General features: G+C 42.2%; 26 protein-coding genes. 2 read left to right on the forward strand and 24 right to left on the reverse strand.

The window, feature by feature from the left end:
- Positions 1 to 5: 5 nt before the first annotated feature.
- From KNO71_RS09120 to KNO71_RS09155, 8 genes are all read right to left on the reverse strand, one after another.
- On the reverse strand, positions 6 to 668 hold the full coding sequence (locus KNO71_RS09120) for a PBECR4 domain-containing protein (protein ID WP_214688126.1): 663 nt from the start codon (positions 666 to 668) through the stop codon (positions 6 to 8).
- 528 nt (positions 669 to 1,196) lie between these two features.
- Positions 1,197 to 1,982 carry a tRNA(His) guanylyltransferase Thg1 family protein gene (locus KNO71_RS09125; protein WP_214688127.1) on the reverse strand — a complete coding sequence of 262 codons (786 nt, stop codon included), beginning with the start codon at positions 1,980 to 1,982 and terminating at the stop codon, positions 1,197 to 1,199.
- A gap of 65 nt (positions 1,983 to 2,047) precedes the next feature.
- Positions 2,048 to 2,383, reverse strand: coding sequence for a hypothetical protein (locus KNO71_RS09130; protein ID WP_214688128.1), 336 nt, complete (start codon positions 2,381 to 2,383; stop codon positions 2,048 to 2,050).
- A gap of 101 nt (positions 2,384 to 2,484) precedes the next feature.
- Positions 2,485 to 3,453 (reverse strand): hypothetical protein, encoded by a 969-nt coding sequence (locus KNO71_RS09135; protein WP_214688138.1) that lies wholly within the window; start codon positions 3,451 to 3,453, stop codon positions 2,485 to 2,487.
- Between the two features lie 38 nt (positions 3,454 to 3,491).
- A complete protein-coding gene (locus tag KNO71_RS09140) occupies positions 3,492 to 4,244 on the reverse strand; it encodes a DUF4315 family protein (protein WP_214688140.1) in 753 nt (250 codons plus the stop codon).
- A 26-nt stretch (positions 4,245 to 4,270) separates the two neighbouring features.
- Entirely contained in the window at positions 4,271 to 5,197 is a 927-nt protein-coding gene (locus KNO71_RS09145; RefSeq protein WP_214688142.1) for a hypothetical protein, read from the reverse strand.
- A gap of 111 nt (positions 5,198 to 5,308) precedes the next feature.
- Positions 5,309 to 6,862 carry a hypothetical protein gene (locus KNO71_RS09150; protein WP_214688144.1) on the reverse strand — a complete coding sequence of 518 codons (1,554 nt, stop codon included), beginning with the start codon at positions 6,860 to 6,862 and terminating at the stop codon, positions 5,309 to 5,311.
- Positions 6,863 to 7,114: 252 nt separating this feature from the next.
- Positions 7,115 to 7,573: a hypothetical protein gene (locus KNO71_RS09155; protein WP_214688147.1), complete on the reverse strand. Its 459-nt coding sequence runs from the start codon at positions 7,571 to 7,573 to the stop codon at positions 7,115 to 7,117.
- A gap of 247 nt (positions 7,574 to 7,820) precedes the next feature.
- Here KNO71_RS09155 and KNO71_RS09160 point away from each other — a divergent pair, with 247 nt between their 5' ends.
- Positions 7,821 to 8,228 carry a hypothetical protein gene (locus tag KNO71_RS09160; RefSeq protein ID WP_214688149.1) on the forward strand — a complete coding sequence of 136 codons (408 nt, stop codon included), beginning with the start codon at positions 7,821 to 7,823 and terminating at the stop codon, positions 8,226 to 8,228.
- Here KNO71_RS09160 and KNO71_RS09165 read toward each other — a convergent pair.
- From KNO71_RS09165 to KNO71_RS09175, 3 genes are all read right to left on the reverse strand, one after another.
- Positions 8,225 to 8,803: an HD-GYP domain-containing protein gene (locus KNO71_RS09165; RefSeq protein ID WP_214688151.1), complete on the reverse strand. Its 579-nt coding sequence runs from the start codon at positions 8,801 to 8,803 to the stop codon at positions 8,225 to 8,227. The two genes, KNO71_RS09160 and KNO71_RS09165, sit on opposite strands and share 4 nt — an antisense overlap.
- 249 nt (positions 8,804 to 9,052) lie before the next feature.
- The gene (locus tag KNO71_RS09170; protein WP_214688152.1) at positions 9,053 to 10,969 is read right to left on the reverse strand and encodes an ATP-dependent metallopeptidase FtsH/Yme1/Tma family protein; all 1,917 of its coding nucleotides are present in this window, start codon (positions 10,967 to 10,969) and stop codon (positions 9,053 to 9,055) included.
- A gap of 316 nt (positions 10,970 to 11,285) precedes the next feature.
- Entirely contained in the window at positions 11,286 to 11,570 is a 285-nt protein-coding gene (locus KNO71_RS09175) for a hypothetical protein (RefSeq protein ID WP_214688153.1), read from the reverse strand.
- A 243-nt stretch (positions 11,571 to 11,813) separates the two neighbouring features.
- Here KNO71_RS09175 and KNO71_RS09180 point away from each other — a divergent pair, with 243 nt between their 5' ends.
- A complete protein-coding gene (locus tag KNO71_RS09180; protein WP_214688154.1) occupies positions 11,814 to 12,806 on the forward strand; it encodes a tyrosine-type recombinase/integrase in 993 nt (330 codons plus the stop codon).
- A 54-nt stretch (positions 12,807 to 12,860) separates the two neighbouring features.
- Here the strand turns inward: KNO71_RS09180 and KNO71_RS09185 are convergent, their stop codons facing one another.
- The 13 genes from KNO71_RS09185 to KNO71_RS09245 form a co-directional block, all read right to left on the reverse strand.
- Positions 12,861 to 13,097 (reverse strand): hypothetical protein, encoded by a 237-nt coding sequence (locus KNO71_RS09185; protein WP_214688155.1) that lies wholly within the window; start codon positions 13,095 to 13,097, stop codon positions 12,861 to 12,863.
- Between the two features lie 81 nt (positions 13,098 to 13,178).
- Positions 13,179 to 13,769: a hypothetical protein gene (locus tag KNO71_RS09190; protein WP_214688156.1), complete on the reverse strand. Its 591-nt coding sequence runs from the start codon at positions 13,767 to 13,769 to the stop codon at positions 13,179 to 13,181.
- Between the two features lie 83 nt (positions 13,770 to 13,852).
- Positions 13,853 to 14,590 carry a hypothetical protein gene (locus tag KNO71_RS09195; protein ID WP_214688157.1) on the reverse strand — a complete coding sequence of 246 codons (738 nt, stop codon included), beginning with the start codon at positions 14,588 to 14,590 and terminating at the stop codon, positions 13,853 to 13,855.
- A gap of 121 nt (positions 14,591 to 14,711) precedes the next feature.
- Complete coding sequence (locus KNO71_RS09200) at positions 14,712 to 15,386, reverse strand: hypothetical protein (RefSeq protein WP_214688160.1); 675 nt, start codon at positions 15,384 to 15,386, stop codon at positions 14,712 to 14,714.
- Between the two features lie 135 nt (positions 15,387 to 15,521).
- Positions 15,522 to 16,040 (reverse strand): hypothetical protein, encoded by a 519-nt coding sequence (locus tag KNO71_RS09205; RefSeq protein ID WP_214688162.1) that lies wholly within the window; start codon positions 16,038 to 16,040, stop codon positions 15,522 to 15,524.
- A 104-nt stretch (positions 16,041 to 16,144) separates the two neighbouring features.
- Complete coding sequence (locus KNO71_RS09210) at positions 16,145 to 16,978, reverse strand: hypothetical protein (protein WP_214688164.1); 834 nt, start codon at positions 16,976 to 16,978, stop codon at positions 16,145 to 16,147.
- On the reverse strand, positions 16,978 to 17,520 hold the full coding sequence (locus KNO71_RS09215) for an HD domain-containing protein (protein WP_214688166.1): 543 nt from the start codon (positions 17,518 to 17,520) through the stop codon (positions 16,978 to 16,980). Before KNO71_RS09215 ends, KNO71_RS09210 begins: the two co-directional genes overlap by 1 nt.
- An 84-nt stretch (positions 17,521 to 17,604) precedes the next feature.
- Complete coding sequence (locus KNO71_RS09220) at positions 17,605 to 17,880, reverse strand: hypothetical protein (protein ID WP_214688167.1); 276 nt, start codon at positions 17,878 to 17,880, stop codon at positions 17,605 to 17,607.
- A gap of 153 nt (positions 17,881 to 18,033) precedes the next feature.
- Positions 18,034 to 18,474 carry a hypothetical protein gene (locus KNO71_RS09225; RefSeq protein ID WP_214688169.1) on the reverse strand — a complete coding sequence of 147 codons (441 nt, stop codon included), beginning with the start codon at positions 18,472 to 18,474 and terminating at the stop codon, positions 18,034 to 18,036.
- A gap of 36 nt (positions 18,475 to 18,510) precedes the next feature.
- Positions 18,511 to 19,128 carry a hypothetical protein gene (locus KNO71_RS09230; protein ID WP_214688171.1) on the reverse strand — a complete coding sequence of 206 codons (618 nt, stop codon included), beginning with the start codon at positions 19,126 to 19,128 and terminating at the stop codon, positions 18,511 to 18,513.
- Positions 19,129 to 19,179: 51 nt separating this feature from the next.
- Complete coding sequence (locus KNO71_RS09235; protein ID WP_214688172.1) at positions 19,180 to 19,563, reverse strand: hypothetical protein; 384 nt, start codon at positions 19,561 to 19,563, stop codon at positions 19,180 to 19,182.
- Between the two features lie 13 nt (positions 19,564 to 19,576).
- Positions 19,577 to 19,771, reverse strand: coding sequence for a hypothetical protein (locus KNO71_RS09240; RefSeq protein WP_214688173.1), 195 nt, complete (start codon positions 19,769 to 19,771; stop codon positions 19,577 to 19,579).
- Between the two features lie 134 nt (positions 19,772 to 19,905).
- Positions 19,906 to 20,340: a hypothetical protein gene (locus tag KNO71_RS09245; protein WP_214688174.1), complete on the reverse strand. Its 435-nt coding sequence runs from the start codon at positions 20,338 to 20,340 to the stop codon at positions 19,906 to 19,908.

Consider the following 20,340-nt stretch of genomic DNA (forward strand, 5'->3'; position numbering starts at 1 on the left):
TGTTCTCAATGAGAGACACGCTTTGCTGACGACTTATCATATGGATATGTTTGATGTTTTTCATACTTGATAAACGCCTCATCCTTCGAATGAATGGTCACTTTTCCGGTCTCTTGCTCGACGGAATACACACAATGAACCTGACAGCCTTTTGAGAAATTGGCTTTCGTTTTTAGGGACAAGAGAGACATCGGGACATATCGGTACTCTCTACCTGGATTTTGGAACCCCAATGCGAAGACCTGTCGTCTCGTGCGAATCGCCTTGGGAAATTCAACTCTATCCAATCGAATGGATTTCTCGATGACCCTGATTTTACTACAGTCCTTCAGACACTTCAGTTCCGGAAGAACCGAAAGCTTTAAATCAGTCTCCGCACTTGTTTTCTCAAGCCATTTAGCAGACATGTTTTTCTTTTTTAGCGAGTCATAAAACCGCTTGGCGTTGTACCTTCCCTTCCCGTTTGGACGGTATTCGACCCCGCACAGGTGCATGTAATTATTACCCCTAGCTTTGATGACGAGTTCTTCGTATTGACTTGATTCATTGACATAGACATAATGGAGTTCAATGTTCACGATTTCTTGATAGGCGGCAAAGCCTTTGTTGATGGCTTCCATTGCTTCTTGATTGCTGTGGTTTTTACGATTCGAGCTGTACTGTGTCATCCGCATTCTCCTGTGCTCATTAGTGTATACAGAAAAGACGAAGACAGTTAAGAACTTCTCAACCATCTCCGTCAGTTTTTGGGTTTTTATGTTGCCTGCCAACGACCTAGCACCAAAATCACTCTAGGAAGAATTTCAGGTTGTTTAGTTGCCCGCCCAACCACGTCCTCTTCAATTGTTACATCAAAGATAGGCAAGTCTAGATACTGTGCGCAAAGGACGTTTTTATGAGCTATCATGCGGGTTTTTATGTTGCCTGCCAACGACCCGGCACCCGTAGTCCGGGATGAGTTTCAGGTTAATTATCAGGTGCCCAATCACCTTGTGACTTAACTAAGTCTAAATGAAATCATATCAGATAACACAACCCGAGTCAACTAAAATTATACAAATTGGCTTTTGTATAAGTTAAGACTCTTACAATTATAGTATTTCCCATCATGTGAACTTATTACACCTTCAAACACGTATTTTATCTGAACAGAAAGAGGCTCACGTAAGTGAACCTCTCATACAATGCGCCTCTCATTAGTCTAAACTCGCCGTTTCTCTTTCAGCGTGCTCCAAATAAACGAATTGTTCGATATAGTTGGTATCCTCACTGAATACAGGGATATTGTTATCGACTGCCCAACGGTTTCTGATGACCTCCATCTTCCCGATTCGCTCATTCTCAATCGTGTCCGGATAGGATTCTTTCTTGATGACAGCTCCCCGTTGGTAATGCATCGGCAATGCCGAATAGGAGACACCTTTCTCATTCAAGAGTCTTTCTTGCATCTCTTTCCCATTCAATCCTTGCAGGGATGAGTGCGAGAAATGTTGTTGCGCCAACATCGAGACGCTGTTCTTCATCGCATCACGTTCTCTCCAAAGGAAGTAGTTATTCACATCTTCTTTCGGGACGACATAGGCACGTGCATCGAATGTTGCCAACTCCTTGTCGGGATAGACCTTTCGCATCTCTTCATTGAATTTAGCCGTAGCCAATGACGCACTGACCGACACCAACTTCTGCAGGTTGTTGGCAAACCAACTCTGCGTCCCGACCTTGTCATAATTCGTGACGAGAATGCTGATTTCGTCTGACTGGTGATACGCAAGCTTTGCGCCACCGATATGCTTCACCAGGTACTTGCACGTCTCCCAAAAAGCATGGATGAGCTTATCATCGAACGGCTTCTCCAACCCTTTCGTGTACGTATGAAAATGCGAACCATCAATCCGGATGATGACCGGCATCCGCTCCGGAAGGTGATGACGAAAGGCGTTCTCGTAACCCTTCATTCGATTTCCAAACAAATCCTTCTTCATATGACCATCTCCTATTTCCTGTTCAATTGTTAAAAAAGAGAGGCGAATCTTCGCCTCTCACAACATCAGCCTTCAGACGGACTGACAGGCATCTCCGTATCGAATGCGGCGTAGATAGACTGCCAGAAATAGACTTGTTCTTCATCTTCGTCTTCGTTCCATTCTGGCTCCGCAACCCAAACCGTTCCTTCTATGTCGAGGAACAGGGCAGTATCAATCCGATAGTTCGCACTGTCTCGGTATGGCAACTCGATGCCATACGCCCCTGTGTCTGCATTGAATTCGATTTTGCACTCGTGACCATATTCTTGCTCATCCGAAAGCAATCGCACCTTCTTCTCAAATTCATCTGCGCTCAATCCAGTAATTGCTGTCTTCTCGTGCAACCATGTGTCCAACATAAGACCGCCCCTTTTTCATCATTATTCACGGAATCCCTGATTCATGTGATACTCTATCCTATGCGATAGGATTGCCAAGATAACAACAGGCGCATCATTCATTAAAGTGATATGCCTTTTTGGTTTAACTCCTGTCTTGCAACAGAAAGGTCTGTTTTGACGTCATTTATGAATCGTTGTCGTTCTTTCTCATCTAATGACTTTTTCCAAGCATCAAGATATGCCTCAGCTTCTTCTCGCAGTTCTGCCGGCACGTCCTCATTCTCATGAATTTGCGTAAGAACCGTCACAAAGTGCGGCGGGGGTGGAGTTTCTACTTCTCCATCCATCGTTAGCGTGTCGTCTTGGCTAGAAGCGTCGAAACATTCCTTACACACTTTTTGCTTGAGAATCGAAGCGGTCAAACTTGGTATGCTGTCCGTCAGGGAATTTCGCAATTCATTTTGAGCTTCAATGAACGCTTGCTCCACCTTTTGAAATTTGCTTTCAACCTCATAAAGCTCTTGAAGCATGAGCCTTGACCGATTTGGTCCTTGAAGCTTCGTTTGATATTCACGATATAACAAATGAGCATCCTGAACTTCTTTCAATTTTTCTTTCAAATACAAGACGCTATCCGGCTTCACGAAGCGCCCGAAGACTTGATATTCCTTCGGTGTGACGAAAGTCAAAACTTCTGCCATCTCTTCAATATTTTTTTGGTAATCTCGGGTCTCCCTACATGTACCGTTTACAATCAGAAGATGGATAAATCCAACTATGATAACGGTGAGAGGAACACTATCGAATTGCATGAATACGGTGTACAACACGACGGCGGATGGGAGTAGAATGCTATGCACTGTTAAAGCAAAAAACGGTTGCAACAAATCCAATCTAGACGTATTGGCATTTGTAAATCGCTTCACGTCATCGTAGGACAATTCGAATCCCTGCCATGTCCGATATTTTTTCAGTGAGTACGTCATCGAGTACATGACTACGGTATTCATTAGAGTCATGAGAAACCCACAAATGGCAACCTTTATGGCAACCTCATTCATTATCGTATTCGGCACCCATTCAAGCATTTATTTTCCCCCTTCAACATCATATTTCTTTATTCTTATTAAGCACATACTCTGCAAGTACACTTATTGCTTCGCTTGAAGATGTGTGCCAATTCCTCTGGCATCTTGTCGGTGAATGATGATTTCAACTTGCGTCGGTAGAATTTTAAAGATTTCTCCGACTCTAAAAGTTTTTTCTCAGCCTTCACTAGCTTTTTGGTCAATTCTTCAATTTTCTCACAGTCTTTTTCGATATCCATGTCCATAAGGATATTCTTGACTTTTTCGACTTTTTGCTTCTTTTTGAGAAATCGACTTGAAGCTTTTTCGTATAAATCAATGCGAATGTCTATCGTCTTGATTCTTTTTACTTTTATGAATCGACCGAAATGTTGATAATCCTCGGGTGTGATAAGTGTGATTTCTTTGGCTTGTTGTTCAACCCAATTTCGGTGACCATTGCTCACCAAATAAACGATAATGATGGTAATTAAATTTGAAAAGAAATGCATACAAACCGAAAAATTCTCAATCCCCATCGATTCTTGCACCGATAGCCCCACAACCGAAGAGAAGATGAATGGAAGTAGAGGAATCATCAAGAATGCGGCTACTTCTTCATGAACCTCACCTCCTACATCCGAGAGTGCCGAGACTTCAACATAATTGAGAGAAAAACCTTGTTCTGTCACATATTTTTTTACATAAGTAGGGATGAGAAATACAAAGAAGGCACAGTAAGATATGAATAGTCCCCCGAAAACTACGCCATAAAAGTATTCATCCAACGTCTCCCCTAATAGTCCTAGCATATAACCTCTCCCTTTCCACTCATGATTTATTTAATCAGTTTCTTGGCAAGCTCCAACTCGACACGCACATCGTTCAAGCGCTCGTCCTCCTGGCGCTTCAAATCCTCGCTCATCACATTATCGAGTGTCTCTTTCGCTTCTTCTCGCATCTCTTGCGGTAACGTCGTGTCTTCGGCGATGTTCTGCAAGACACGGATGTGATGAGGCACGACGGTTTTTGGAATAAGTTGCTCACCATTCTGTTTTCTAGACAAGATATGTGCGAAACGTTCCGGCATCTCATCGGATAATTCCAATTCGACTTCTTTATTCGCCATAATGACGTCATGGGTTCTGCTGATAATTTGCTCCTTTAAGAACTTAATTTTCTGTTTCTCTTTCTGGGCACTATCTAAATCACCCAAATCATATTCCTTTTGAAGGCGAAGCTCACTCATTTCAAGCTTGTCATGCAGTTTCTTCAACTTGTGCTGAGCGGTATCTAGTTCTGAAAGAGCATATTCGTAATCTAAGGGACTCGGTATATACTTGATAGGACTTCCATTGTCCGTGCATACCGTCAAGCGGATATTGGACACCTTACGAGTCTCTCTTTCTATATTTTTCTTTACCTGCTTATAGTCTGTTACATATACCCATAGCATCACCCCGAACGAATACAGAGTGCTGAGATACCCAATATTAAAGAGACCGTCGAGTAACACCACGACGGCATACCCTAATAGAAAAACAGGAATGAGTAGGAAGGTGAGTGCAAATTCACTAGTGAATAAATTGTCACGAACATCGCTTCGTCCGATTGCTAGTTTTTTGAAGTATTCATCCAATGTGATGGCGTATCCATCCTTCGTCAAGACCTCCTTCTTCCCATGCGATTTGATGACCCGTTCGATTAGCGGAAATAACGCCAACCACAACGCTAAAGAAATTAACAATTCTATATACCAATTCAATGCAATCGCCTCCATTTGTGTATACTGAAACTTCAGACAAATTTGTATTTTAATCATACCACGTTTTTGACTATTGTCAAATTATTAGGCAAAAAAAAAGAATAGGAAATCCTATTCTTTGATTCGTTCATATATTGTCTCAACGACCCTTTCCGGATTGGTCGAGCCTTGTAGGTAAACCAGTTTGATGGAATGCTTGGCGACTTCTCTCATCAATTTCTCATAGAAACCATGATTGAAATAGTCCGCATTGATACAGACAATATCAAAGCTTGCGATGAATGAGAGTTTTCGGTTTATATCATCCACATCGATGAAGCGGGAGTTCGGGAACTCTTCCTTCATTTTTTGTATCCAGTTCGGGTGTCCCCCAAAGAACACGACACGGTCGTCCCGAATTTGTTCACGTTTTTCTACAATCGGCACCTCTTTGTATCTAGATGTCTGCTCATTCTGATACAGCATCGTTCGAATACCGGCGACCTCTTTTTGAAGAGGTTTCAGTTCACTGAGTTGAGCTTCGAGCACCTTGTTCTGACGGGTCAATTCTTTGACCTGTTCTTCTGCGGCAATCAACTTCTGTTTTAACAACTCTTCTCGTTTATGAAGTTTCTCTTCTAAACGTTTCAACTCAGACTCTTTGTGCTGTATCGCTCGCTGTTTGTCCAGGACTACAACAAACTTTTCTTCCTCTGAAGTATCCAGTAACTCATACTTCAAGTGATTGTACATTTGAGCCAATTGCCTAATATAGTAGATAGCCGGAAATGCCTGATTGAAGTTGAGACCACAGTCCGGGTATTCATCCACCATTCGGGTGAATTCGACAAGAACATTCCGCATCTCTACTTCGCTCACAGGTTTCATCTGAAGCTCAATCGGGTCAATCCCTACGGCTTCAAGCACGTCTCCATAGAAAATCATATTGTGCACCCGTAATTTGACCTGCTCGGAAAAGTCACTGGTCGCATCCGGGTTCTTACTTAGAGCTTCTTCGACTGTTTTTCGTTCTTGAGCGTACATTTCCCAAATAGATGTTCCTGGTTTAAATGAATCAAGATAATGTTGTTCCTTTAGGATTTCGACCTTTTCTTGAACGAAATTTTCGTTTTCGTTCCACATTCGCACTCGTTCATCCGGCGTGTTCGGTGTATCGTTCATCCCTATCATCGCTAACGCTGTATCCATATCAATCCCCATATTTGCCTTCTTTTTAAAACAAATGAACATGGCGACATACATGGAGTGGATATAGATATGCGCATTCATCATATCTGCCTTCGTGCGGTTTCTGTATCGATTCTTATAGGTCTCCTCGTCAAATCCTTTATTTCTCTCGATGAAACGATAGAGGTCATTGAAGGCGAACTTGATGATAGACATCAACACATCATCTTTACCGGTTTCTTCACTCTCTTCAAATATTCCAATCACCATGCGTATGGATTTCTCTACCTCATAAGGATAGCAGTTAAGTAGTGGGTGGTCTTTATAGACACTCTTTTGATAACGAGAGAAATACGTCCATTTATGCTTGTTGTATTTATCCTGAATGTACTTTCGGCTCCGCACATCACTAGACAACGCCACAAAGAAATAGGGACGAATATCCAACCGAGCCCCATTGATGTTCAATATATAAGGTTCTGGGCTTCCTGTTGACATCAGAACACTCCCTTTCCATATTTTCTTTCTTTAAGGATACCCGACTTCTTGTCGAATGTGAATTTGTCCATAAAAAAAGACCCTTTATGGGGTCTTGTTCGTTATTTCGTCTTACGCTCTGCAAGACCTTTCGCAATCACTAATTTAGCCAATTCACTCATGTCAATCTACTCCTTCTATCAAAAGCAATGCTTTCCTGTTTTTATTCGTCTCATCTATGATAGTCATGATTCTCTAAAATATTCGTTTCACTTATGACTTACTTCGATAAAACACATAATACTCATCATTCTTTATGAACGGGACGAGATACGGGTACTTAGTGGGATTGTATCGCTTGTAAATCGATAGATATGATGTCGTTTCCTTTCCAACCATATCAATCTCACGCATATTGTTGTTTTTCACGAAGATGTCTTCGTCATTTGTCGAATAGGAGATACGCACTCCCTTGTCTTCACTTATGATTCTTGAAATCAAGTCCTCATCTTTTTGCTGAATGAAGACTTTCTTGACCTCCTCTTCAAGCCGATACTGATTCTGTTCCCCCCACTTTTCTACCAATCCCCCGATAGGGTTCACAAAAAGAAAGCCAAATACGACACTGTAGAACAATCGGTACTTGAACACTTTGAGCGGTTTCAAGGCGCCATATAGCATCACCCCGAAGATGAAAGCAATCGATACGACCCCGATGAATGTTAATGTCAAATCCTCTCCCTCCCTTATTTCCTTTTTTGAACAATATTATCTTATTATTTACGTGAGGGAGTTAAAACAATTATACTGATACTAGAAAAATTGGAAATAGGAAAAAGGGGGAGTATCCGTGCCCAGTGTTTATGGGTTCGAGTTCAGAGAGTTGTCCATGTGTTCAAAGAATATTGGAGAGCGCCTCTTATCAGCCACCATATATTTCGACGGAGAGCCCGTGGGATTTGTTCATGAGGGAATAGATATGAAGCCACCGCACTTCACGATTCCCAGTAGACTTGAAAGCGAATGGCACGATGCCCTTCGAGGTTTCTATGAAATGAAGATTCGAACGCTTTCGGGACAAGCATACTCCCTTCAGAATGTTGAATGTGAGTTGTTCTATTATTTGATTTCCGCCATGGAATGGGAACAGTATTTCATTCAAGAATCAAGGGACACGGACATTACGTTGATTATTTATGAAGAAATCGATGAATCGCTTCATTGTCGAACAGGCGGATATCGAACGAAGGTCTTACGGCACATCGAGACAACCTCCCCCATCTCCACTAGAATACATAACGTTCAAGAATCGACGTCTTCACCTGGTTGGATAGAGACCCACTTCATGACGCTTTCGGATTTCCACATCAAAAAAGAGACCATTTAAGGTCTCTTTCGTTTTTTCTCCTCGATAAAATCAAAGAAACTGTCTAGATAAATGCTGTTGTAACGAAGACCTCGGTAGCGAGACATCTCTTCAAAAATCTCTTCTTCTGTCCAAGCAACTTTGTAGCTTCTTACGCTCTGTAGTGCGTCGTACACATCGACAATCGTCAAAATTTGGGCAAAGGGATGGATTTGATGTCCCAACAACCGGCTTGGATAACCACTCCCGTCCAGATGTTCATGGTGCTGTTCTTTCATCGCACGGACGATAGGGTTGATTCCCTCCAGATTTCCCAACACAGGATGTCTCTTCACCAATGTGAACTCATCATCAGTCAATGGTCTTTCCGCATATAGCGTATCTGCAGGCACGTAAAACTTACCGATATCGTGAAACAGCGCCCCTTGCTTTAAAATATCGATGTCCTCATCGTTTAACTCTAAATAAGAGCCGAAGTCTCCAATCAATTGAACACAACGTAGCGTGTGTTGGATGGTTTCATGATGCTCCACTCGATGAGCATGAAACAAAGCATCCATAATTGAGTTGGAGACCACATGAAGTTGGTCGTTCATGATTGCTCACCTCGTTTATAGTTGATGCCTTATGTTATGCATGGAGCGGATAATGATTCATAGCTCATACCGCCTTCAAAACTCACCCTTTATCAATCCCATACAATTTTAATGACTATTCTGTCCTCGTCAATAATGTTGCTTTAATAAATTGTTTAGAGTTTAAACTACTATCGCCGCTCGAATCCCACCACAAGAAAGAAAAAGGTGTGCAAGAATCCTGCACACCCTTCGCCTTAGTCTCATTACTTAGGAAATTGCCCCTAAATCTACCAATTCACGAGACAGCTCATCCGGTAGCTCTAAATCATTTGAGGAAGCTTTAGAAGCTTTCATCAACTCATCCAGTTCGTCTTCTGAAATTGTCTCACGTTCCAGTAATGCCTCTGCAACGCAGACAACTGTATTCCAGTGACCTCTCATCAAATGCTCTGTTTCTCGGTATAATCGGGTAGACAATAGAAGTGCCTCTTTCATAAGGATATCCTTATCCACTCCTAACTCCTCTAGGTTGACCATCCCTACCCCTTGCGTCATACCGTAAGCTGAAATCATTTGTTTAATCTTAGCCGTTGCCTGTTCGATGTCCGCACTTGCACCAGTCGTCACACGTTTTTGGTCTCCATATAGCAAGAGTTCGGCTACCCGTCCTGCGTATAATACCTTGACTTCGTTCTCCAACTCTTGAATCGTATGAAGACCCATCTTGTTCGGAGAGAAGAATGTGACCCCACCCGCTCCCGTCGTGGAAGGGAGAATTGTTACTCGACTAACGGAATTTCCTGTCTCAAGCAATTTCCCAAGGACTGCATGTCCTGCCTCGTGATAAGCAACCAGATTCAAGACATCCTTACTACGATTCTTTTGTGCATCCTTCTTGAAATGCCCCTTCAAGACTTTCCGGTCAAACGCTTCGTTCAACGAAGCCATATCGACCTTGTCTTTTCCATTGTCAACAGCGATGATGGTTGCAGAGTTGATGATACTCTCGATATCTGCCCCACTGAATCCAATCCATTGTTTTGACAACGCCTTGAAATCAACATCTTCAGCGAAGGTTTTGTTTTTAGTATGGACATGGATGATTTCTAATCGCTCCTCTGGTGTCTGAGGAACCGGAACCTTCACATGCATATCGAAACGTCCTGGACGAATCAACGCAGGGTCTAGAACATCAAGTCGGTTTGTCGTGGCGATGACCAAGACTCCATCTTCCTCGTCAAACCCATCCATCTGTGAAAGCAAAGCGTTCAGCGCCTTCGTATCTTCCGAATCTGTACGTGAGTTATTTCGCTTTCCTCCGATGGCATCGATTTCATCGATAAACAAGATACATGGAGCGTTGTCTCGTGCTTCCTCGAAAGCTTTTCGGATACGGCGTGCCCCCATCCCAACGTACAACTCAATGAAGTCACTACCATTTGTCGAATAGAAAGGTACTCCCGCTTCTCCTGCAATGGCTTTAGCCATCAACGTCTTACCTGTCCCAGGGTCTCCATAAAGAATCATCCCTTTCGGCATACGTGCACCACTATCAAGGTATTTGTCCGGTTCTTTCAAGAATGAGACTAGATTTCGAACAGAATCTTTCACTTCTGCATATCCCGCCACGTCCTCGAACGTCACATCCGGTGTTTCAATATCATCTCCTACTTTTTTCGCCGTATTCTTCCCTTTCATACCACGCATTTGTAGATAGATAGCGAGAATGAAGATAAATGGGAATGCAATCGTCATGAAGGTTGACATGGTCAACGAATGTTTGAATGAAACATCTACACCTTGTTCCAACATTTCTTTTGTGAATGTATCGTAATCAGGATAGGTCGTCTCGTGATAATCACCCTTTGTGGTTTTGTAGACGACAATACCCTTCCCTTTATTGATGCTTGCCTTTTCAACCTTTTCTTCCTTTACTTGAGCCATAAACTCGTTATAGGTAATCTCATCCGGCTTGTTCTCCATTTTATAGAGTTCGTTCCCGAAAATAAGCAACACCGGCAACATGAACCCAATGATTTGAATCCAACGTCCCTTTGATGACTTTTTACTTTTGCCTCTGACGCCTGTAGGCTTCTTTTTCTTGAAGCGACCGATTAGCCCCTTCAACTTCCCTGTTTTTTTTCCATTCTTATTCGTATCTTTTTGACCATTCTTTTTTCGCATATCTGTTCAAACCCCTTTATCTTATCGACGTTGTTGTATAAAAGAAAGAAGCGGGGACCAGCCGCTTCTTAGGCTCCTTTTTAAATGGAGCGGGTATAGCAGGTTTCATGGACGTGTTATCGGGGAGATATCAAACATCCGTATTTTGACCAAAGTCATATCTTTCACCAACCGTGCTTGATATGATTTTGTCGTCCCTCGATTAACCAGGAGGAACTTTCTAACCTTAGTATAGTATCTATTTTGACTATAGTCAAATAAAAATATAATGTTTTTGAAAAAAAACGAAAAAAATAAGAGGAGCGAAAGCTCCCCCTTAATCCCGGACTATAATCTCGTAAGAACCTCTCACGATTTGCAAGAATCCATCGACGACCCGCTCACCTGAACCATCCCCGAACAAGACATCTATCAAGGATGTCCACTCCGACTCTGTCGGATTGAAAATCATATCTGCTCCCCCATACAAGAAACCAAATATGAGAAAGACAGCACCAAGAATTGCAAGAGGGGTAAGTTTATCTATCACAAATCCAAAAACGTTCTTCACGAGCCCTAGAATCACGGCAACGACGACACCTCCGACTATTAACATCTCCATCATCACTCACACCTTTCATCTACTATTGTTTATATCGAATCACGTCATATTATTTCGGGGTCATTCAAGAAAGGTTTGCCGCTTCGTCTTGGTGAAGTTCCTCTAAGTTGTCATCGAGTTGGCATTGCCCCTTCTTGATAATTCTATTATGTGCCAATACGGTTGATTTGTCAATTTAATTTGACAAAAGACTTCTGAAAAAACAAACTATTTGGTATAATTGAGCAAAGGATGGTGAACAGCATGGAAAAAGTGGAACGTCTGACCGTCACCCATCGCACTCGTACTCGGCTTCAATCACTGCCACCTGTCATCAGCGAATATGCATTCTGGTTGTCCGAAACCAAAAAGCCGCAAACTGTCCTGGAATATATTAAGGACATTGGCTTGTTCGTTGACTATTTAGAAGAGAAACGTAAAGAAACAGGCGATTCATCCATTGTCTTTGAAGAATTGTCCTCTCAAGATGTAGAAGATTTCTTATTTTCTTTTCTTTCTGAGCACGAAAAGGTATACCAACGGCTAAATGGGAAAGAAGTCCATCAACGATTCAAAAACTCCGAGAAGAGTCAGCGTCGAAAGCTTTCTTCCATCCGTTCTTTTTCCCGATTCCTTTTCATCGAGAAGAAGTTAATAAAGACGGATATCACTTACGGCATCGAGATTGGGAAGACACCAGATAAAGAATTGCCGTTTCTAAGCAAATCCCTTCAAAGTGCTCTCCTTGATTCGATGGAAGTACACAGTGAAGATGAATTTCAGAAGGTTCGAAATCAATTTATGGCTCTTCTCTTTATAAAGAATGGTATAAAGACAGGGGAACTCTTGGCGTTAAACCTCAAAGACATCTCGATGGAAAACAGACAAGTACGCATCCTTAGGGAAGATGAAGACCCTATTTATCTGTCACTCCAATCGATTCCTGACGTCATCATCAGACGTTATCTTGAATTACGTGGTGAGCGGAAGATTTTGATGGGGTGGCACCACGACGCATTGTTCGTGTCGATGCGGAATAAGCGACTGAACCGCCGGACTATCCATTACATCTTTCAACGCTACGAGGGCTTCCTCCACCTAAAAACGCCATTGACTCCTCAATTGCTTCGAAATACATTTGTGAAGGAATCCGTGTCCAAAGGTGGAGTAGAGGATGAACTCTCCAAGCAACTAGGGATTCATGATAAATATTCGATGAGACGAACCTACCCCGTGCTAAAAGAGATGCGTAAATAAAAAAAAAGACGGTGCTTATACCGTCTTTTCTTGTTTCTCATATAGCTCTCCCATTTAGAACGGCAATAGAATGGAAACTGGCAGAATCGATAGGAGTTCCGTTCCAATCTCTTCAGCACGTTCCCCTTCCACTACAAGCTTCATCTTGCTAGGATTTTCATTGAAAGATAGTTCGATACTCGACACATCCTCAAAAAGTTCCGTCCGTTCTGACACCCATTGTTGAAGGTATAGCTCCGCCCCCAACTTATCAATCAAAGGATGAACATCTTTTGACACCTCAAATACCATCCGTACCACCTCTTTTTTCTTTTAGTATCTCACTAATTTTGAATATAGTCAAAATAAAAAGAGGAGCGAACCTCCTCTCCTCTAAATCATTTCCTTTCCATATTCAATTGTTGCTCTTCGAACTATATTTTGAACATTGCTGTTTGAACTTGTGAAAGCAATCGTCAGCCATCGGACTCCATGAATGTCTTCTTCCGAACCGATGAAGAAATCGTCCGTAAACATGAATGTTTCCTCGTTCTCCACAAATTTCAATAGAAGATGTTCCACCACTAGGTCAGGCTCTAAACGAGCATTCATGCCTCTAACGATGCAATACCGACAAGGAGCTTCCATGAATTCGAGTTCCTTCTCTCCAGTAAGCCCCTCCGACATGAGCGTGCTCACCCAACTACGCATCAACATCACGAGTACACTCTCCATTTTCTCCTTTGGGGGGAGCAGGTCTGAAAAGTAGTATATCAAGTTGTTTCGCTGTTCCATGCCCTGATAAACAAAATAGAACTTGGTGAGACGAATGATTTCCACATCATCTGAACCGTCTGCGATATGTCTTCTCATATCGTCAGTCAACTCTTCCTCATTCGAATACAGGCGTCCCCTATACTTGATTTCACCTTTCCCCCTTGCGATGAGTTTTATCTTTGTCTCTCCGACGTTCAACTCAGCCAAAGCCTTGTCATCCACACAGGTCATATACTCAATTGCATATTTTCCAGTCTCGTATCTCTCCGAAAAGTGTACAGGATACTTATTCAAAACGTATCACCGGCTCGCTTGTAATCTGAGAGAATCCATTCTTCTACCTTGTTGGATGTACTCTCAGTCGTCGCCTCCCATATCACATTGCACACCCCGTCCGAAATCTCACAATCGATATATTTCAATGAGTCGAAGATGCCGTCTTTTAAAAAAACTTTTCGAGCCAGTTCTTCTTTGAATGCTTCTTTGTTCGAATCATTCGACATCACCTCGTCGTTCAGCAAGATAGATACACCATGGATACACTTCAACGCTTCGATGAATCGAAGGTCATCTTCTGTGAGTCTGTCCTTCTGATAAAGTGGCAATGTTGCAAATGCATCTTTCATCATCTTGATAGATTGTATCTTGCACCAAAATGCTGAGCGTAGATAGTCCGGTCTCCAATGTTGAGATGAAGAAGAGTAATCACCTTCATTGTTGCAGAATACAGGAGATATCATCGGCTTCTGAACCCAGTTATAGATTCCGCCTAGCTCCTGACCGTTTTTTTCAGTCTCTCGAATCAGTTTGACTAGTTCTTTATCCTTTAAAATATCTACATGCTCCATATTCGTAGGATTGTGTATCGATGTGATTTGCCCATCCAAATAGACGTCCCAATAGATGGCGAATTTTCCGTACTCCAGATTGGCGATACATTCGTCATGCATACCAAGATGAAGTGCCGTATATTCAAAAGGCTTATACGTATTTTCTGTTCGACATTGTAGCTGTTCAATCAAATGCATGATTAATTCCTCCTTAGTGAAATGAGTGTCTTCTGACACACCATAGCTTGTCCTTTTTATATGGTATGCATCACATGGAAAAATAAAAAAGAGAGTGTCACCTCTCTTTTCACGACAACGTTTAGTCGCATAACCAACCAACGAATGAATCTTCAATCAATGCAATCGCTTCATCGTTCTTTGAGTAATACATGGCACCCACAAAGTAACCAATCATATTGCCTTCAAGAATTTCTTTCTCGATAAACACGACCTCAGACTCCAAATTTGCTTTTTTCAATGCTTTTTTGACAACATCAAAACCTTGATTCAAATTTCCGTGGAAAGTAGGCTTCAACCTGCCACCGATGAAGCGGAACCCCTCCAACTCTGATGCGTTCTGTAGGTCGCCTGAATCGCGCATCTGCTGTGCGATATGACTCACTAAATACTGTTTCATATGCAGTACGGATGGTAATCCATAGAACTCATCGCATACTTCATAGCTCTCGCCTCCATTAAAGAAAAGCTCGAACCAGTTGTTGTTGATGTATTCAATCTTTCCAATACGCATCAAGTTCTCGACTTTTTCCGTCAAATCTTTATCCGTCTGATAGGTTTCGCCATCATGCTCAAAGCGGCAATCCCCATTGACCGTAAAGTCCACTTCATAGTTTCCATATTTTAATCCTGCAAGAAACAATGCATTTTGAGACATGTACTGGACATCGAGCTTCCCGAATTCATACCAATCCGCAACCTCAAAGTTTTCATTGATTTCCTTGACCACAGCTTCTAATCCTTTAACATGTTGCATCATACGATTCCTCCTCTAAAGTAAATAGTAAGACTATACCAACAATGGTTAGTCTCTTATTCTATGTATAAATGGTGAAACTCATTCTTCAATGTCGTTGGAAAGTGAAACATATAAAAGCCGCCCGTGGGCGGCTTAGCTAGGTAATCTCTTGTATCGTAGGCTTTCTACTCTCGCTACCGTTGCTGAACTCCTTTTGTCAAGGTTGAGCATTAGTTCCCCAATGCTTTCCCCCTCTTCCAATGCATCCTCTAACATCTCGATGGTGATGTAGGGAGCATCCACTATGACGACTTCCTTGATTTCTATCAAATATGACCTTGACGGCTTTATGGACTGATTCAAGACCCAATTCTCTCCTGTCACCCAAGCGTCCGGCACCAATTGCTTTAAAAATAATTCAGGAGCTCTCACCACATTCTCCGGTGCAATCGTCTCCGCATCAAACTCATAGACCCGTATCAGAACGGGAAGACTCCCTTGAAGTTGATATCCTCCTTCTGGGAATCCGGTCAAACAATCTTCAATACTTCTGGCGACACAAATACGTGCTATATTTCTGTCTTCACCTGCTATACGACTTTGTTCATTCGGAATACGAGGGGTGAATTCTTCTACGATGCGAGATGTATCCATAGAGACATGGTAATACATCAAACATCTCCCCTTTCGTTTTTCGATTTTCATTATCCTATGTCCGGAGAAGTGAAACATGTCGATTTTATTGTCGAACCATGTTCTACCAAAAAAGACCACCCTCAATCGAGTGGTCTTTTTTTTACGAATGATTTTCTTTTTTTAAAATGCTCCCGTTCATAATCAGAGATGGTCTTCAGACTATCTCCGAGTTTCATCACATAAAATCCCGCCCCTCTTCCTCCACTTTGTCCGAATGGATTGATACCTGTCGGAATGGATAAGTTGTCGAGTGCGGCATTATAGGACGTCAATTCTTCATCGGATAGATGACGTGGCTCCCACGCATCATCCTCTCTGAGATGATTTGCAATCGCCTCTCGACAGAATAGATTTGCCATGTCTCGTAATTCCATCAAATCAACGTCTTTCAATCCCCGAATTTCAACGACGCCCCCGAATTCCGGTGTCTCATCATCATAATGACTCGTGTTCCCAGACATATTGCCGATGGTCAACGTATATGCCGTCTCTTCTTCATACTTTTTCTCATCTGCTGATTCAGATTTAGTTGTCGTGAAGAACTTTTCGAGACGATAGAAGTAATCATTCTTCACTTGAGCGTCGATATCAATCCGGCAGTAACGCTTCACCTGCTCGAACAACTGGTCAAAGACGTCATCCGGTTCTGAAAAGATATGGTCAATGATTGGCGCATCCTTCATATCTTTCGACATGAGCTTGTCGATTTCATCTATCAGTTGATGAACGAGCGGTGCCGTCCCGACGAACGTCTTGAAGAGTACCTTTTCCTTATTTTTTACTGTGACATTGTAATAAAAATAAAAGACATCATCCATGGTCACTTCTTCATCTTTGATGACGTTCTCTAGAAATGTGATTTGAGGATTACTGTATGTGATACTCAGATTCCCTTTTTTCCAAGTCTTCTCCATCATTCCACCTCCTGTAGAGATTGTTTCTCACTCAACAATCGAATCGCTTCTCGATAACGTTGTTTCAAAGAATCTGTCACCTTCGATTTCGGCATCTCTCCATTGAGATACATACAAGCTTTTACGTATCTTGCGTCATCTTCATCTAGATTGTCCTTTAGGTCGGCAAGCTTTACCCTTGTTGCCCGCTCGTCTAGCGACACCCGAAGTATAAATTCCTTATAACTCTCTCCATCTTTGCGGGTAAGGGCTTCAATGGACTCGACTAGATATGGTGGGATACCGCTCTCGATGAGCTGTTCTCGTGTGCACGTTGTATCTTCCAGGATATCGTGCAACAATGCGACGACCTTGTCCTCGACTGATTTGACAGATTTTGCGACCGACACGACATGGTGAAGATACGGAACGCCAAATTTATCTACTTGACCACTATGGTACTCTGACGCCAATTCATACGCCTTATGCTCCACCAATGGCAAGACACATTCCAGTGCTTCGGAGAGTTTCTCCACTTCTTCCTGAAGCTGTGCTATTTTCATATCTTGACCTCTCCTTTTCTCAATGATTGTTTTTGAAATATATGGTGAAGAAAAAGCCCTTTATTCGGGCTTTTTTTGGTAGAGCTAGATATTGCACCCCGTACTACGAATCAATTGTTTCAACAGTTCAATTCGAGCTTCTCGTTGAGCAACGGCTTTCATATAGCCTTCGTCATCGAAATAGTTGAAGCTTTGATAATTCAAGTGATTGATTTCCCTTGATTCCGTCGCACGAAGCGCTCGGTATAGCTTTTGAACCGACACGCTTTCATTCTGCATCTGTTTGACCTTACGTTTTGCCTTTTTGAGTTGTATCGACTTCGATTTGTGGTCTTGCACTATCTTCTCGACATTTGACATATATTGTCCTCCATCCTGATGATGTTCGCTCTTCAACCCTATTAGGTAGCGACGCCTTATTTTCAGTACAATTTATGTTAGTTCGTTGCAACACGGATTATTCGTCGGGTATTAAAAGAGCGACAGGATATCATCGCCCTGTCGCTTGTCTACTCATTCATCGCCATTCAAAATCCGAACCCGTGATGAGAAACCCTGTATCCCACGGTTATGCCAGAAATGAGTCGGGGAAACCATATCTTCCCGCTTCACCCATCCCGAGAAATCATCAAGGTAATTCGTTTCTATCTTTACCTCGATACGGATAGGCTCCGTTCGATGCTTTAAGAAAAATGTAAAGATTTTTTCAATCACTTCGACCCAATCCTCGTCCTTAGATTCCTTCAAGAATTGGTCATCTACTTTCAGATACATCTCCAAAAGGTCTCCACGCTCGACACCTGGCATTGTCTCTTTCCATGTACCATAGTTCCCAAGGAAGGAGACCTCGCTGATTTCAGGGAAACGTCGGAAGAACTTTTTCCACGTATCTTCCTTGAACAATGAGCGGATTTGATACTCTCTTGCTCCTGATTGAATGATTGTTAAATCCATATGGTTTCTCTCCCTTTTCAACTTCTCAGAACTTACTCATGACCTCGCAGATTTGAGACTTTTTCTTGCGACGAGCTCTGACAGTTCGTGTGACATCTCTTTCACTGATGACATCAGCTCGTCAATTGCTTCTTTATGAGAATACACCTCGCTACTCTTCAACCATTCGGAAGGACAGTCTTCTGAACTAATAAGAAGATGGTCGCCATAGGTGATGCCAATCACTTTGGTTCGCTCTACCTGTAATTGTAGCAATTCTAGTTGACAATCAGAAGGGGTTTCCTTGAGTTGACCATCTATGATGCCTTGGGAGAGACTAATCCCCACAATCTTTTTCAAATCATTCGATTTGATACACGAATCTCCGACCGCAACTGACGATTTTCGTAAAGGAGCCCGGATTACGGCATCTTTTTTCACATAGAGGTCTTCATGTCGATTCTTTGAGCGTCCGTCTCTCACGAAATAGTGTTCCTCGCCGACGAGGACGGGATTCTCGTACCCAATCGCCTCGTAGACCAAATGGTCATCATCGAAATCTCCGTTAAAAAAGAATACGCCGAGATTGTTGATATATACACATCGGTCTACCTCGATGTTTCCTTGCGGAGTTTTCAAACATCGGAAATCACCCAACATTGTCTTTGCTTCCAAACCTTCCACTCCCCTCTCTAATCCGTTTAAAAGACTAACGCCAACCCTTTGTCAGACATACATCCCCTTTTCGAACCCCGTCAAGATACCTTTGTCTTGCAAGGCTTGGAGCAACTTGTTCACCTCATGGAATACATAGAGGGTGTGTTTATCCCGAACCCCATTCAAGATTCGCTCTTGATAGTCAAATGTTTGAAGAAAGCGCTCATCCAACACGTCAATGTCACGAATGGTCAGTGTTTTTGCATCGACAATCAAATTGAAAGAGATATTATCATCAATCATTCGCATGAAGTATAAACTTCCAGGAACTCGATTGGTAAACCCATGTTTCAGCAATGATTCTTTCGTTTGTTGGACATCGATTTGAAGGTTTTTATTGAATCCTCTCGATGTGAGTTCTTCCTTTTTGGGAGCAGATATTAACTCTTTCATGATTTCACCCTTTCTAAACAGATAATTTACCCACTCTTGAAGCCCGACATGTCTTCACACCCTTGATGGCTAACAACTCATCTTCCGTCATATCTGTCCGGACAAATACGATGCGGTCTACTGACAAGTTGGTTATATATGTGACGATATTCATTTTCTCTAATCGTTCTAGCGTTTCATCATCCTGTATGGTCAGTACATACTTCATATTTATACCTCCTTCCGCTCTCATGAGGGAATCTACGGACTCATAGTGCGTTTCACCTATAAAGTATATCACATATTTTGACTATTGTCAAAAATAAAAAGAGCCATTTTCGGCTCTTTTTCCCATTATTCTTATCATGTGTTGAAGACTTCAGACTTGATTTCAGGATGCGGTTCGAAGAATACAGGGACATCGATTGCACCGCTTTCAATCATCTCTTTCAGGTCAAATGCTTCATCACATCCACAATCTTCATCGCACATGAAATCTTGTAGTTCATCTTCATACATAAAGGTGTCATTTCCGTGCGAACACGTATAACGATAGCGAATCTTCAATACGCCTTCCTGTTGTGATGCCAAATAGAAGAAAAGTGTCAACGCATTGGGCACGCTTTCCCCACATTGTTTTGCATATTCGTAGGGGGACATGAACTTCTTACCCGAATCCATGATTTCCGACTTCAAGAATCGACTTAAGTTGTCGTAGGTCTGCTCCAAAGCATATCTCTCAACCAGTTGTTGATTCTTTTCAAACATCAAATTCAACTTTTCTTTTAGAATGTTCAT

It is taken from the genome of Exiguobacterium sp. s163 (genome assembly GCF_018617135.1).
GTDB lineage: Bacteria > Bacillota > Bacilli > Exiguobacteriales > Exiguobacteriaceae > Exiguobacterium > Exiguobacterium profundum.